Annotated in this window: 8 protein-coding genes; 5 read left to right on the top strand and 3 right to left on the bottom strand. The window is 44.7% G+C overall.

Features of this window, described 5'->3' with window-relative positions:
- Nucleotides 1-253 precede the first annotated feature (253 nt).
- Together ntrB and PSE7429_RS23200 are read right to left on the bottom strand one after the other, a co-directional pair.
- The gene (gene ntrB / locus PSE7429_RS01195) at nucleotides 254-1,084 is read right to left on the bottom strand and encodes a nitrate ABC transporter permease (RefSeq protein WP_407681150.1); all 831 of its coding nucleotides are present in this window, start codon (nucleotides 1,082-1,084) and stop codon (nucleotides 254-256) included.
- A 193-nt stretch (nucleotides 1,085-1,277) separates the two neighbouring features.
- A complete protein-coding gene (locus PSE7429_RS23200) occupies nucleotides 1,278-2,717 on the bottom strand; it encodes a serine/threonine-protein kinase (RefSeq protein WP_009625205.1) in 1,440 nt (479 codons plus the stop codon).
- 439 nt (nucleotides 2,718-3,156) lie between these two features.
- On the opposite strand from PSE7429_RS23200, the gene PSE7429_RS01205 reads away from it, so the two are divergent.
- From PSE7429_RS01205 to PSE7429_RS01220, 4 genes are all read left to right on the top strand, one after another.
- Entirely contained in the window at nucleotides 3,157-5,103 is a 1,947-nt protein-coding gene (locus tag PSE7429_RS01205) for a response regulator (RefSeq protein WP_009625207.1), read from the top strand.
- 101 nt (nucleotides 5,104-5,204) lie between these two features.
- Entirely contained in the window at nucleotides 5,205-5,672 is a 468-nt protein-coding gene (locus PSE7429_RS01210) for a GGDEF domain-containing protein (protein WP_144052474.1), read from the top strand.
- A 144-nt stretch (nucleotides 5,673-5,816) separates the two neighbouring features.
- Nucleotides 5,817-8,276, top strand: a complete 2,460-nt coding sequence (locus PSE7429_RS23205) for an ATP-binding protein (protein WP_009625209.1) — start codon at nucleotides 5,817-5,819, stop codon at nucleotides 8,274-8,276.
- A 294-nt stretch (nucleotides 8,277-8,570) separates the two neighbouring features.
- Nucleotides 8,571-9,845: an FHA domain-containing protein gene (locus PSE7429_RS01220; protein ID WP_009625210.1), complete on the top strand. Its 1,275-nt coding sequence runs from the start codon at nucleotides 8,571-8,573 to the stop codon at nucleotides 9,843-9,845.
- Between the two features lie 36 nt (nucleotides 9,846-9,881).
- Here PSE7429_RS01220 and PSE7429_RS01225 read toward each other — a convergent pair whose 3' ends face one another.
- A complete protein-coding gene (locus PSE7429_RS01225; RefSeq protein ID WP_009625211.1) occupies nucleotides 9,882-10,748 on the bottom strand; it encodes a shikimate dehydrogenase in 867 nt (288 codons plus the stop codon).
- Between the two features lie 402 nt (nucleotides 10,749-11,150).
- Between PSE7429_RS01225 and PSE7429_RS01230 the strand changes: the two genes are divergently transcribed.
- Entirely contained in the window at nucleotides 11,151-13,820 is a 2,670-nt protein-coding gene (locus PSE7429_RS01230) for a DUF3536 domain-containing protein (protein ID WP_009625212.1), read from the top strand.
- The last annotated feature ends 174 nt before the right edge of the window (nucleotides 13,821-13,994 follow it).

The following is a 13,994-nucleotide window of genomic DNA, read 5'->3' on the forward strand; positions in this document are numbered from 1 at the left end:
ATTCTAACAATGACAAGCCAAACATTTCTAAACCATAGAGGGTAGTGCTAAACAGTTAAGGATGGGCGGCGCGAAGCGCCGCCCATCCTTACCTGTTTAAATCCTTTCCTTTTTAGGACTACAGTAACTTTTTCAATTATGTAATTCTCAACAAAGTAGCTAGGCATAAGTAAACTTAAAATCTAGAAGAGCGTAACGCCCGTGTAGCGTGCGTTACGCTCTCTGGTTTTGTTTTTTAATTATGCTTAACTGCTTATAGATTTCTTGTTGCTGGACGACGAGTTATCCAAACTTGCACCAAACCTAATCCATAATCGAGCAGTAAACCAGTTACGCCAATTACCAACACTGCCAAAAACACCGAACTCAAGTTTAGTCGATTCCATTCATCCCAGACAAAGAAACCAATCCCCACTCCTCCTGTCAACATCTCCACCGCCACAATTACTAACCAAGCAATACCCAAGCTAATCCTTAATCCCGTAAAAATATAGGGTAAACTCGCTGGCAAAATAATCTTCGTAATCCTTCGCCAATTCGACATTTCCAAGACTCTTGCAACTTCTAAATAATCTTTGGGAACGCTGGATACACCCAGCGCCGTATTGATAATTGTCGGCCATAGCGAAGTAATAAAAATCACGAAAATTGCAGAGGGATCGGCTAAGTTAAAAATCGCCAACGCAATTGGGAGCCAAGCTAAAGGAGAAACTGGTTTGAAAATCTGAATGAGCGGATTCAACGCTAGCATTGCGGGGCGAGACATCCCGATTAAAAATCCTGTGGGAATTGCCACCAAAGCACCTAGTCCAAAGCCAATCAAAACTCTTCGCAAACTAGCTAATAATAGCCATCCTATGCCTAAATTCCCCGCTCCCCGTTGAAAAAATGGATTAAGAATATAGTCTAAATTGGCGGTTAAGGCTTCGATAGGGGTAGGCATTAATTCCTTCCGCCAAAGGGCAACTAACCACCAGAGGAGGATAATGCCTACAAAACCCAAGGCGGGTAATAGCACCACATCCCTGAAGATTGTCGCTTTGATAATTTGCCAAGCGGACTTGGCGATCGCCTTTAGATTAATTTTGAGCAAGATAGATTCCTCCCTACGCCTATGGGATATAGCGGTTTGCACCTAGCACTTTTTAGCGAAACAACTAAAGCTGTCGCCAATTGTACTAGAACATAAAACCCAAGAATTGAGTGGCGGCGCTTCGCGCCGCCACTCAATATACACTTGGCGACAGCTATATGTGGGCAGTATGCTCTTTGTTAATCTATGTTTTTTTGGGTTTGAGTTTGGGATTGGTTGACAGCAAGGCATCACGAAATTGTTTTGCCATAGGTGAATTAGGTCTTAATTCGATGGTTTTATCAAAAGCGGCGATCGCTTCCTCATCACGATGCAATCTACTAAGGACTCGCCCTTTTGCCTCCCAAGCATTGGGATTTTTGGGATCTAACTTGATAGCTGCTTCGGTCTTACTGAGAGCTTCGGAGAATTTACCGAGGGTAGCGAGAATTCTCGATTCTTGAATCAGCTTTTCATCGGGTGAGTTACGAGTAGGACTTTCTGAGGCGCTAGGCGATGGTGGTGCTGGGATTAAAGGTATTGAAGGCTTTGGTGGAATCAGAGATTCGGGAGAAGTTGGGGGCTTGGGTAAGCCACTAGTCAATGGGTCTGGACTGGGCTGATGTAACTGGGAAAATACCACAAAAGCGATCGCTAAAATACTAATTACGCTTCCAGCAATAATGAAGGGATTTGTCCAAGGTGAGGGTGGAGGATTGCTTAAAGGATCGCCTGAAGGATTGCTTTGCAGGGTTGCTATTGGTTGCTGTTGCGTGGCATTGCTTACTACAGTATTTAACTCATGATTGGTGATGCTGGGTATTTGGGCGATCGCCTCAAGCACTTGCGATGCTGACTGATAGCGCTGGCGGAAATCGTAACGTACCATTTGATCGAGAAGGTCGAGAAACTCACTAGAATAAACACCTTCGGGCAAGCGATCTCGCCATTGCAGTTCGGCAGTATCAGGATTTTCAGGAAATAGTCTGGGTTCGCCCCCCGTGATGGCTTGGATGCCCATCATCCCGACTGCATAAATATCGCTACAAAATCGAGGTTTGCCATTGAGCTGCTCGGTGGGCATATAGCCTGGGGAGCCGATGGAGATCGTTAAATTCGTGTTACCTTGCGAATCAACCACAAGACCACCAATTTCTTTAACTGCCCCAAAATCGATGAGTATAATTTTGCGATCGGACTTCCGCCTAATCAGATTAGCTGGTTTGATATCCCGATGAACCACACCATGACCGTGAACGAAAACTAAGATTTCTAAAACCTCTTTAAGTAAAGCGATCGCCATCGATTCTGGCAGTCTGATCCCCTTACCCAGTTCTTGAGTAAGATCTTTGCCATCAGCAAATTCTTGGACTAAATAAAATTCTTCACCTTCTTGAAAGTGGGCAAGCAAACGTGGAATGCGATCGTGAGTACCCAAGGAATAAAGAACCTCTGCCTCTTGATCGAAGAGGCGTTTGGATGTTTCCAGAAGAAACGGCTCTTTTGAGGTGGGTTTGAGTTGCTTGACCACACAGATAGGATGTTTAGGTAAATCAATGTCTTCAGCCAAGTAGGTTTGCCCAAAACCGCCGCCACCAAGGTGACTAATGATTTTGTAATGTCCTCTAAGTATGGTGTTTAGCACATTGGCTCAAGGGGTAATTTATCGAAATTCTCTAGGGCTATTATCGCAAAAACTAACCAATTTCAACGATATTTCAAAGCTCAAAATGGCGTAGCCATTTTGAGCTTTGGTATTACAGCAATTATCGATCAAACGAACCACAAAGAAATTTTTGAAAGCGTTGCGAAGCAACGCTTTCAAAAATTTCTTTGGTTTGGGTTTGAGCGCAATGCGTTGTAAGACTATTATTTGTGGGTATTTGTGGGAACGATATTGTGATTGAAAGATTCGTTTCCTCATTATTTCCTCATTATGTTTTTGGATAGTAAGGTGCAAAGCGATAAACTAAAATAAAAATCTGAGTTTTAGGTGCATAATTTTAGGTGCATAAGTGGATCGATATAGCTAAATTTACTTAGATATTTATCTCTAGCTAATCGGTATCTTAGAGGAGAAAGATTTGAAGATTCTAATAGTCGAGGATGATGGCTTTTCGGCAGCAAGACTAGTGCAACTACTCGCTGAATTTCCCTACACCATTGATATTGCTCCTGATGCAAAAGCTGCATGGCAATATATCGAAACCTATACCTATGACTTGATGGTTCTCGATATCATGCTACCCGATAGCAATGGAATAGATTTATGTGCCAAGTTAAGAACCTCAGGCTACATGATTCCAGTATTGCTGCTTACCGCTAAGGATAGTATGAGCGATCGCGTGATGGGACTCGAAGCTGGAGCCGATGACTATGTGGTGAAACCCTACGAATTTCAAGAACTAATTGCCCGAATTCGGGCGTTATTGCGCCGCGCTCACAACCGCGATTCACTGCGACAAACATTGACTTGGGAGAATCTGTGTTTAGATTTCGGTAATAATACGATTAGCTATAACCAGAAACCCTTGCATTTAACCCAAAAAGAATATGGAATATTAGAACTACTTCTCAGGCATCCGCAACAGATCTTTAGTCGTAGCTCTATACTAGACTTGGTATGGGCGGCAGGAGATTTCCCCAGTGAGGAGTCAGTAACTACCCATATTAAGGGATTGCGTCAAAAATTAAAGACAGCGGGCATGAGCGCTGATCCCATTGAGACTTTATATGGTTTGGGCTATCGCCTTAGACATGAGCCTTCTCCAGATCGATCTCCAGATCGGCATCTAGATTGGCATAGTCCAGTAAAGTCAGTATCTGAGCAAATTGCTGAAGCCAAATTAAAAGCTGCGATCGCCGAAATTACCGAAAAACTTCGAGAGAGTCTCGCTAAATTAATTCCTTTTTTTCGGCAAGTGGCGATCGCTTTGGAGGCAGGAAGTTTGGATCCGAAAATGCGTGATCGGGGTTGTATGGAAGCGCATCGACTGGTAGGTTCCCTTGGAACCCTAGGATTTCCCCAAGGATCAGCGATCGCTCTTCAGATCGAGCAGCTTTTACAGCATGATTTTTCTCCATCTCATAACGATGTTGGACAGTTCCATACATTGATCGATGATTTAGAAACTAGTGCTAACGAACCTCTCAAGATATCCAAGAACTACATTACTAAGGTACAGAAACCCATAGACTTTGCTCGTTTCCCTAAGCTGCTGATTGTGGATAGCGATGTGGAGTTCGTCCAAGAGATGCAGCGGGATGCCGAAGCTTGGGGCATAGTTGTAGAAACAGCTCATAGTCTTGCTACTGCCAAAGCAAAACTCGAACAAGAAGCTCCTGACATAATTCTATTGGATATCTTACTCGCTGAAAGTAACGCTGAAAGTCGCGCTGATAGTAGCGATGGCTTGCGGCTCTTAGATGAACTGTCGCGGAGACAGATGGATATTCCGACATTGATTACCACTGCTAAAGGTAACTTGAGCGATCGCGTTATGACAGCAAAGAAAGGAGGACATATCTTTATCGAAAAGCCTGCCTTGACCGAGGAAATCCTAGGTGTGATTTCGCAATTAATCCATCGCCAGAGGCACGATCGCCCTAGAGTCATGATTGTTGATGATGATCCCCATATATTAGAAGTCTTGAAAATTTTGTTGGCTCAATGGGATTTAGAAGTGACGCTGCTCCAAGATTGCAAGCAATTTTGGCAAGTTTTAGAATCGACTGCTCCCGATCTGCTGCTGCTGGATTTGAGTATGCCCGACTATAACGGTATTGACCTATGCCGTGCGGTCAGAACTGATTCTCTATGGCAATATTTACCGATCGTCTTTCTCTCATCTTCTAGCGATCGCGATACTATTCACCAAGTATTTGCGGCTGGCGCAGATGACTATCTCAGCAAACCTATTGTGGAGGAAGATTTACAAACAAGGATTCTCAGTCGTTTAGAACGCAGTCTGGTATCTCGTCAGGCGGCAGATTTTGACGGGCTCACGGGCTTATATACCCATCGTCGGTAGTGCTAAACAGGTAAGGATGGGCGGCGCAAAGCGCCGCCCATCCTTACCTGTTTAAATCCTTTCCTTTTTAGGACTACCCCCATCGTCGTGGCATTCACAGCTTGAACCAACTCATCCATTTGTCGATGCGCAATCACCAAACCTTCTGTTTGGCAATTTTAGATCTGGACTTATTTAAACAGGTCAATGATCGCTATGGTCACATTGTGGGTGACTTCGTTCTCAAGCAATTTGGGAAGCTCTTACGGCAGCATTTTCGGAGTGAGGATATAACTATGCGTTGGGGTGGTGAAGAATTTGTGGTGGGATTATATGGAGCTGATTGTCAGCAAGGTATTGACCGCCTCAATAATTTACTGACCATCTGGAGACAACAAGAATTTGTATCGTCAGCAAGCGAGGCTTTTAATGTAACCTTTAGTGGCGGATTAGTGGAATGGCCGAAGCATGGCAATAGTATAAATTTGCTATATGAGGGTATGGATGCAGCTCTATATCAAGCCAAAACAATGGGTAGAAATCGGATAGTTGCGGCTGGAGAAGTTAATGCACACAAATTTGTTAAGTAGCTAAACATAAGTAAACTTAAAACCTAGACGAGCGCACCGCTCACGTAGCGAGCGGTACGCTCTCTGGTTTTGGTTTTAGCTAAAACAAGCCCTCTCAAATCCGCTCTAAAATGGACTTAAATAACTTACGGGAAGGACAAAACATTGGTTACTTGGAACTCATCTTCATTCAATATTAATATTTTGCTTGTAGATGATTCGGAAAGCGATCGCCATACCTATATTCGGTATCTACAATCAGACTCTACCCATACCTATAACATTATGGAGGCCGAAACCTTAGCAGAGGGTTTGGAATTGTGGAAGACCTATCAACCTGATATTGTCCTTGCTGATTATTTCTTGCCTGATGGCGAGGGTTGGGAACTACTTGCCGAGATGGGGAAAGACGGTCTCCTCCCCAAATTAGATGCGATCGTTTTGACGGGAAAGGCGGGTGACGAAAGGGTTATCTTAAAGCTAATGCGTCTAGGTGTGGCGGACTATATCGAGAAGGGAGAGGTTACCCCCTTATCATTATGTAATCGCGTTGGGCAATTAGGCGATCGCATTTTATTAAATCGTCAATTGCAGCGATCGCAGCAACAGGAGCTATTAATTGCCAGAATCTCGCTCCATATTCGCCAATATCTTGATTTAGAAGAAGTATCTCAAGCGATCGTCCGAGAAGTCCGCCTCTTTTTAAATGCTGATCGCACCGTAATTTATAAGTTCAATCCCGACTTTAGTGGGGGAGTAGTGGCGGAGTCAGTGTTACCACCTTGGGAAAGCTGTATGCACCGACAGCTTAGCGATGAATACTTCCCTGAAACTATGGGCGGAGAATATCGCAAGGGGAGGATTTTTATCGCTCCTGATGTGTATGCCGCAAATCTCAGTGAATGCCACCTGCAAATGCTGGAAAGTTTCCCGACAAGGGCTAGCCTGATCGTACCGATTCTCCGCTCCAATAACCAAGATAATCCGCTATGGGGATTGCTATGCACCTATCAATGTTTTGAATCGCGCCCTTGGGAAGAGCCTGATATTCGGTTACTTCAGCAGTTGTCAGTCCAATTTGCGATCGCTCTTCAGCAAGCCGAGCTCTACCGTGATCTCCAGATCAGCAATACCGAATTAGAAAATCGCGTCAACGAGCGCACTGCCGAACTGTTTAAACGCCAGCAGGAATTTATCGCCCTCGTCGAGAATTCTCCCAATGTAATTGTGCGCCTCGATCGACAATCGCGCATTCTTTACATCAATTCAGCTACTGAAGCTGCATCTGGTATCCCGCCTTCGGAATTTTTAGGCAAAACTTTTCGCGAAATGAAAATGCCTGAAAAGAATGTTCTCATGGCTGAAGAGCGCGTCAGCAAATTACTGGCGACAGGAGAGCAGCAAGAGTACGAAATAGACTTCCCTTCGCCCAAGGGAGGGCTAGCCTATTACAAAATCAATATCATTCCTGAGTATGGCGCTAATGGAGCGATCACCACGATGCTCATGGTTTTTAGCGATATTACTTCCAACGTGCTTAGTGGAAATGCTCTGAGAGAAGCAAACCGTCGTTGGCAATCTTTGCTTGATAACGTCCGCTTAATTGTGGTGGGACTCAATACTGAGGGGAGCGTAGAATATGCTAATTCCTTCTTTTTAGAGACAGCAGGTTACAAACTTGAAGAGGTAATTGGGAAAAATTGGTTTAGTAATTTTTTGCCTGAATATATCCAAGAAGAACTCGATCAGATTTTTGACAAAGCTTTGGTTGAAGAAAATTTCTTAGAGGATTTTCGTCCCCATTATCAAAATCCCATTATTACCAAATCAGGAGAAGAACGAGACATCGCTTGGAATAATACAGTTTTGCGAGATCCCGATAATAAAATCGTAGGAACGATCAGTATTGGCGAAGATATCACGGACAAATTAAAAGTAGACAAAATTAAAAGCGAGTTTATTTCCATTGTCAGTCATGAGTTGCGGACTCCCTTAGCCTCAATTCGTGGAGCCTTGGGATTGCTTGCGTCGGGAGTATTAGATACTAAGCCTGACACTGCTAAGCATATGCTTGATATTGCAGTTTCGGATACAGAGAGATTAGTACGGTTAGTAAATGATATTCTCGACTTAGAAAGGTTAAGCTCTAGCCGCGTCACCCTCGATCGCCATTGGCATGATGTTGCCGATTTGTGCCGACAGGCGATCGCTACTATGGAAGCTCTCTCCGATCAAAGTCAAATCTCGGTATTATGCGATTTGTCATCGATCCAGATTTGGACTGATGGCGATCGCCTAGTCCAAACCTTAGTGAATTTGCTTAGTAATGCCATTAAGTTCTCACCGCCCCATAGCGAAGTACACCTTACTGTGGAATCCCAATTTGAAGAAATTCTATTTAAAATCATCGATCATGGTCGTGGCATCCCTGAAGAATATTTAGAAAATATTTTTGAGCGATTTAATCAGGTGGATGCTTCTGATGCTCGTCAAAAAGGAGGTACAGGCTTAGGTTTAGCCATTTGCCGTAGTATCGTGCAACAGCACGGAGGCAAAATCTGGGTGGAAAGTGTGTTATCCGAGGGAAGTACATTTCTATTTACAATTCCCCATCGCCTTGGTTAGGAGCAGTCTATACCAAGTTAAGAAATGGCGTAGCCATTTCTTAACTTGGTATAGACTGACTCGGTTTGGTTTTTAATTCACAGTTAAAAACTAAAACCAGAGAGCATACCGCCCGCGCAGCGGGCGGTATGCTCTTCCTTACTCCCTTCCCAGTGAAGAATTAGACGTTGCGGCGCTTCGCGCCGCAACGCTAATTATTCACTGGGAAGGGAGTAAGAATATTTTGTAATGGCTCAAGAGTTTAATGGCTGCTTGAAAAATGCCTAAACATGCTTAAAAATTTAAGGTGCTTCTATGATTAAACTTAGAATTTTTAATATTCAAATTCCCCAAGAACTGAAACCGATTGAATTATCCATAGAAAAAAGTCAAAAAAATGATTTTCTTTTTGGTCGCGCACCTCAATGCGATGTTTTCCTTGACAACAGCACCGTTAGCAGACACCACGGTAAGATCTTCTTTGAAGACGAACAATATCATTACCTTGATTTGGGAAGTACTAATGGTTCCCAAATTAATAACCTCGTACTTACACAATTTAGACCATTTCGCCTTTCTGTGAACGATACGATTCAATTAGGTGACTTTGCTATCTTAGTTGAGGAGATTAAGCTTCCTACCCGACCCATAAGCATCTTAGAAGAGGAAGAAGATCCGACTGAGCCATCGGTTTCCCACTTAGAGGAACCCATTGTAACAATTCAGAAGTCCAGCGATCGCTCTGTAGCGATCGAGCATCAACATGAGTTGCAGCCGATTGAATATTGGAATGAGGGTTCGATCGCCCTTGAATGCACCAGAATTGTTGACGAAACCGAAGATGTGAAAACCTTCTCCTTTGTCGCTAATCCAATGCGACTATTTCGATACCAATCGGGACAGTTTCTCAATCTCTCCTTAGAAATAAATGGAGTGGAACTCATGGGTTCCTATCCGATCGCTTCCTCCCCATCCCGTCCCTACGACCTCGAAATTACTGTTAAGCGTCCTCCTACCACTAATAATAATCAGGCTACAGAAGCAACAATGTCTGAGAGATTGATTTCCAATTGGTTACATTACAATCTGACGGTGGGTAGTCGAATTCGCTCCTATGGATTTTTGGGGAGTTTTAACTGTACGGACAATCCCTCTCAAAAATTATTACTGCTATCGGCGGGCATCGGAAGCGCTCCCATGCTATCGATATCCCGTTGGCTTTATGACACCCATGCTGACTGCGATATTACCTTCTTGCACTGCGCCCGTAGTCCACAGGAAATAATCTTTCGCCAAGAATTAGAAATTATGGCAACGCGATCGCCAAAGTTTCGCCTAGCCATCAACATCACTCACCTGAAGTCCCGCTCGGCTTGGCTCGGATTACGCGGCAAACTTACATCCGAAATGCTCACCATGATCGCGCCCGATTGGCGCGATCGCCCAGCCTTTGTGTGTGGTTCCGATAGCTTTATACAAAGCACAAAGTCCTTGTTAGAAACTATGGGATTTGACATGGCGCAATACCACGCCGAAAGCTTGCAGGAAGTCATCTATAAAAATCAAGCTCGCGCCCTAGTATCGTCATAGCTCGTAAAAATAGCTCGTAAAAATAGCTCGTAAAAATTAACCTAGATGTTGAATGAGAGCCTGTCGCATGATGTCGATCGGTACTTCTTCCTCTAACCAAAATTCCAGAGCGATCGCCCCTTGATGAATGAGCATCTCCAACCCATCAATTGTCTTTAGCCCTCTTGCGGCAGCAATTTGTAAAAATTTGGTGGGTCGGGGAGTATAAATTAGGTCATAGACGATCGCCCGATCACTTAGGAGCGCCATTTCAGCTTCGCTAATTGGGGTTTGCGGATCGCTTGCCATACCGATTGGGGTGGCATTGATCACGATCCCCGCCACTTCTAATAAAGAGGGAATAGATGTCCAAGGATGGACGCGCAGGTTGTAATCATGTAACTGGCTGGTCATTGCCCCGTGGAACTTCTTAATTTTTTTTGGGTCGCGCCCTACTACATGAATTACGGGACAACCCAGATCTAGACAAGCCGCAACTACAGCCTTTGCTGCTCCCCCACTGCCTAGAACTACGGCTGGCATATTTTTCCAATCACAATCAAGTTGCTTGAGGGGCTCCAAAAAACCTGCCACATCAGTGTTTGTGCCAAACCAGCGATCGCCAATCCGTTTAACCGTATTAACTGCGCCGACAGATTGGGCAATGGGGGTAATTTCGTCTAATAGGGGGAGTATTTCGATTTTATGGGGAATCGTTAGATTAAATCCTTGTACCGATTGAATCTTCTTGATCCCTGCGATCGCTGTTGGCAAATCATCTACAGGGATTGGAAATGGTAGATAGACATAGTCCATAGCCATAGCTGCGATCGCCGCATTATGCATCACAGGTGAAAGACTGTGACTGACAGGAAAACCCATCACACCTAAAATTTTGGTTGTCCCGAGGACTCTCCCACTCATAGTTACTTACCTTAAAGTAGTTAGAAAACTATGACACAAATGTTTCGCCTAAAGAGTAAGCAATATCGCGATCCCTAATATATTTTGCCGATCTAACCCATATCAAGACAATTAAGTAGTCTTAAAACCTAGAAGGGCATACCGCCCGCGTAGCGGGCGGTATGCCCTTCTAGGTTTTGGTTTTTAATTATGCGGAACTACTTACTTGGGGATCTGGAATTTTTGCGAAAGTGCCTATAAACCTTTTACTTAATGCTAGTCTAGCTGATAAATCAAGGGAATTAGCAGAGAAGTTAAGCCTTCTCTAATTTCTAAAACTTTTCTATAGTTCCTTGCGAACTATTAGAAAAATCTGCCAAGATGGATGACATATTTCGTTTGCCTTATTAAGGGAAGATTTGCGTGACTGTTGCTGCTTCTGTCTCCTCGTCTGATGTCCAGAGTCAAACTGATTCGGGAATTTATATTACAATTCACGGTCACTTTTATCAGCCTCCTCGTGAAAATCCTTACCTGAACGCCATTGAGCGGCAAGAAAGTGCTGCTCCTTTTCATGACTGGAATGCGCGGATTCACCATGAATGCTATCGTCCCAACGCATTCTCAAGGATTGAGCGTCATGATGGCAAAATCGTTAAGATTGTCAATAACTACGAGTACATGAGTTTCAACATGGGGCCAACGTTGCTCTCATGGATGGAATTTCACGATCGCGATACCTATCAAGCAATAATTGATGCCGATAAACGCAGTGCCGAACGCCTCAATGGTCACGGCAATGCGATCGCACAGGTGTATAACCACATCATCATGCCCTTGGCAAATTGGCGCGACAAATTGACGCAGATTCGCTGGGGTAAGGAGGATTTCAAATCGCGGTTTGGGCGCGAACCTGAGGGCATGTGGTTGGCGGAGACGGCGGTTGACTATGAAACTCTAGAAGCCTTGGCTTTAGAGGGGATCAAATTTATCGTCCTTGCGCCATCGCAGGCTCAGCGCTGTCGACCAATGCCGACGGATGAGAATCCCAATCCCGCATGGCAAGAAGTGGGTGGCGCACAGATCGATCCCAACCGCGCCTATCGTTGCCACCTGCGTCGCCACAATGCCAGCAGCAGCAATGTTTCTGAACTCGGTCAGTTCCATTTACCTGCGAATACTGACGCTTATATTGACGTATTTTTCTACGATGGTCCCATTTCTCGCGACATGGGCTTTGGTGATCTCCTCGGTAGTTCGCACAACTTTTCTAAACGACTGAGTCAAGCTGTGCGCAGCGATCACCGTACGCATCAAATTGTGTCCGTGGCAACCGATGGCGAAACCTTCGGACATCACAAGCACTTTACCGAAAAAACCCTCTCCTATGCCTTCGTTGAGGAATTTCCCCGTCGGGGTTGGCATGTCACCAATTACGCCCATTATTTAAGCTTGTTTCCCCCGACATGGGAGACCGAGCTAAAATCGGTAACGGCTTGGAGTTGTGCCCACGGAGTCGATCGCTGGCAGGGTGGTTGCACCTGCGGCGGCGAAGGTTCGGGCTATCAGCAACTATGGCGGCGACCATTGCGCGATAGTTTAAATTGGTTGCGCGATCGCCTTGCGGCTGTATATGTGGACATTGGGCGTAAATACTTTAACGATCCTTGGGAAGCCCGCGATCGCTACATTGATGTCCTCAAATATTCGCTACGCGATGGTCTTACCGAATCTTCCTTGGTGCTAGAGAAATTTTTCGAGCAGCAATCGGGCAACAAAGTATCTACATCTGCCCAAAGAGTTGATGCCCTGCGACTATTAGAAATGCAGCGCCATGCTTTGCTGATGTTTACCAGTTGCGGCTGGTTCTTTGAGGAATTATCGCGCCCTGAAACCGTGCAGATCCTGCGCTATGCGGCTAGAGCGCTCGAACTTGCCGCCGATGTGGCAGGAGTATTGCTAGAGGAGGAATTTATCCAACGCATGTCTGGTGCGCCTAGCAATCTAGCTGAGTTTAAAGATGGCAAAGGTGTGTATCGCAAACAGGTGGTTACCAATCGCATTACCCTCGCCCAAGTTGCGGCTCAGTATGCTCTGAGTTCAACCTTAGGCAATTACGCGCGATCGCAACAGATCTATTGCTATCAGATCCAGCAGCAGGATTATCAACTCCAACGTATTGGCTCGATGTCCTTGGCGATCGGGCAGATTCAACTGGTTTCTGGCATCACTCAAGAATCCGTAAATTATATTTTTGCTGTCTTGCATCTGGGCGGCGATGACTTTCATTGCTGCATTCAACCCTTTACGGGCAGGCGCGAATATGAGGAAATCAAAGCCACCCTGTTTAAAGTTCTCAAACAAGCGAATACGGCGGCGGTAATTCTCGCCATGGCGAGCAATTTTAGTGGCGAGCAGTTTAATTTGCATCACCTCTTTGCTGAGGAACGCCATCGCATTTTACAAATGCTTGCCGATGAAACCCTGACTCGGCTCGATCAGCTATACGAGCAGGTTTATCGCGATAATTACGGAATTCTTATTTCTTTCCGTCGCGATGATTTGCCAGTACCGCCCGAGCTACAGGTAGCAGCCGATATTGTCTTAAATAATCGACTCTCTGAGGAACTGAAGGCATTAGAAACGGGCGCGTCTTTGCCGAATATTGGACTTGATGCCGTGGCGATCGAAGCTATCAATCTTGGTTGCAAGTTCACCCATGTTGAGAATGCGAAGATTATTGAGAACTATATTCTGAAACAGATTCAGGAGCTAGGTCAATTGCCAGATATGGATGAAAAGTCCTTATTTAGTTATCTCAATCAAATCGAGCAGGCTTTAATCATCAGCGATCGCCTCAACCTCAAACTCAATCTTAACCTCGCTCAAGAGGCTTTTCTCAACTACCTATTCAAACGGATTGCGCCCCAATGCGTTCTGGCTAGACAAATTCTCGATTTGGAATCGGTTGCCAAACAGCCTATTCACATTGAGGTAAATCTATGCGAAGGTATTTCCAATCTAGAATTGCATCAGTTGATTGATACAGCTGGTAAGTTAGGAATTGCTACGGAAGCTTGGCTTCATGCCTAATTTAGGTAACAGCTAAGTAGCTAGGCATAAGTAAACTTAAAACCAGAGAGCATACCGTCCGCGTAGCGGGCGGTATGCTCTCTGGTTTTGTTTTTTAATGATGCCAAACTACTTATAATACCAATTCCCAAAAGTGTGGCTACACTTTTGGGAATTGAAAACCAAACCCAGTAA

Source organism: Pseudanabaena biceps PCC 7429, assembly GCF_000332215.1.
Classification (GTDB): Bacteria; Cyanobacteriota; Cyanobacteriia; order Pseudanabaenales; family Pseudanabaenaceae; genus Pseudanabaena; species Pseudanabaena biceps.

Coding starts and splice junctions, on each gene's coding strand:
- PSE7429_RS01220 (WP_009625210.1), top strand. CDS start 8,571: ATGATTAAACTTAGAATTTTTAATATTCAAATTCCCCAAGAACTGAAA.
- PSE7429_RS01225 (WP_009625211.1), bottom strand. CDS start 10,748: ATGAGTGGGAGAGTCCTCGGGACAACCAAAATTTTAGGTGTGATGGGT.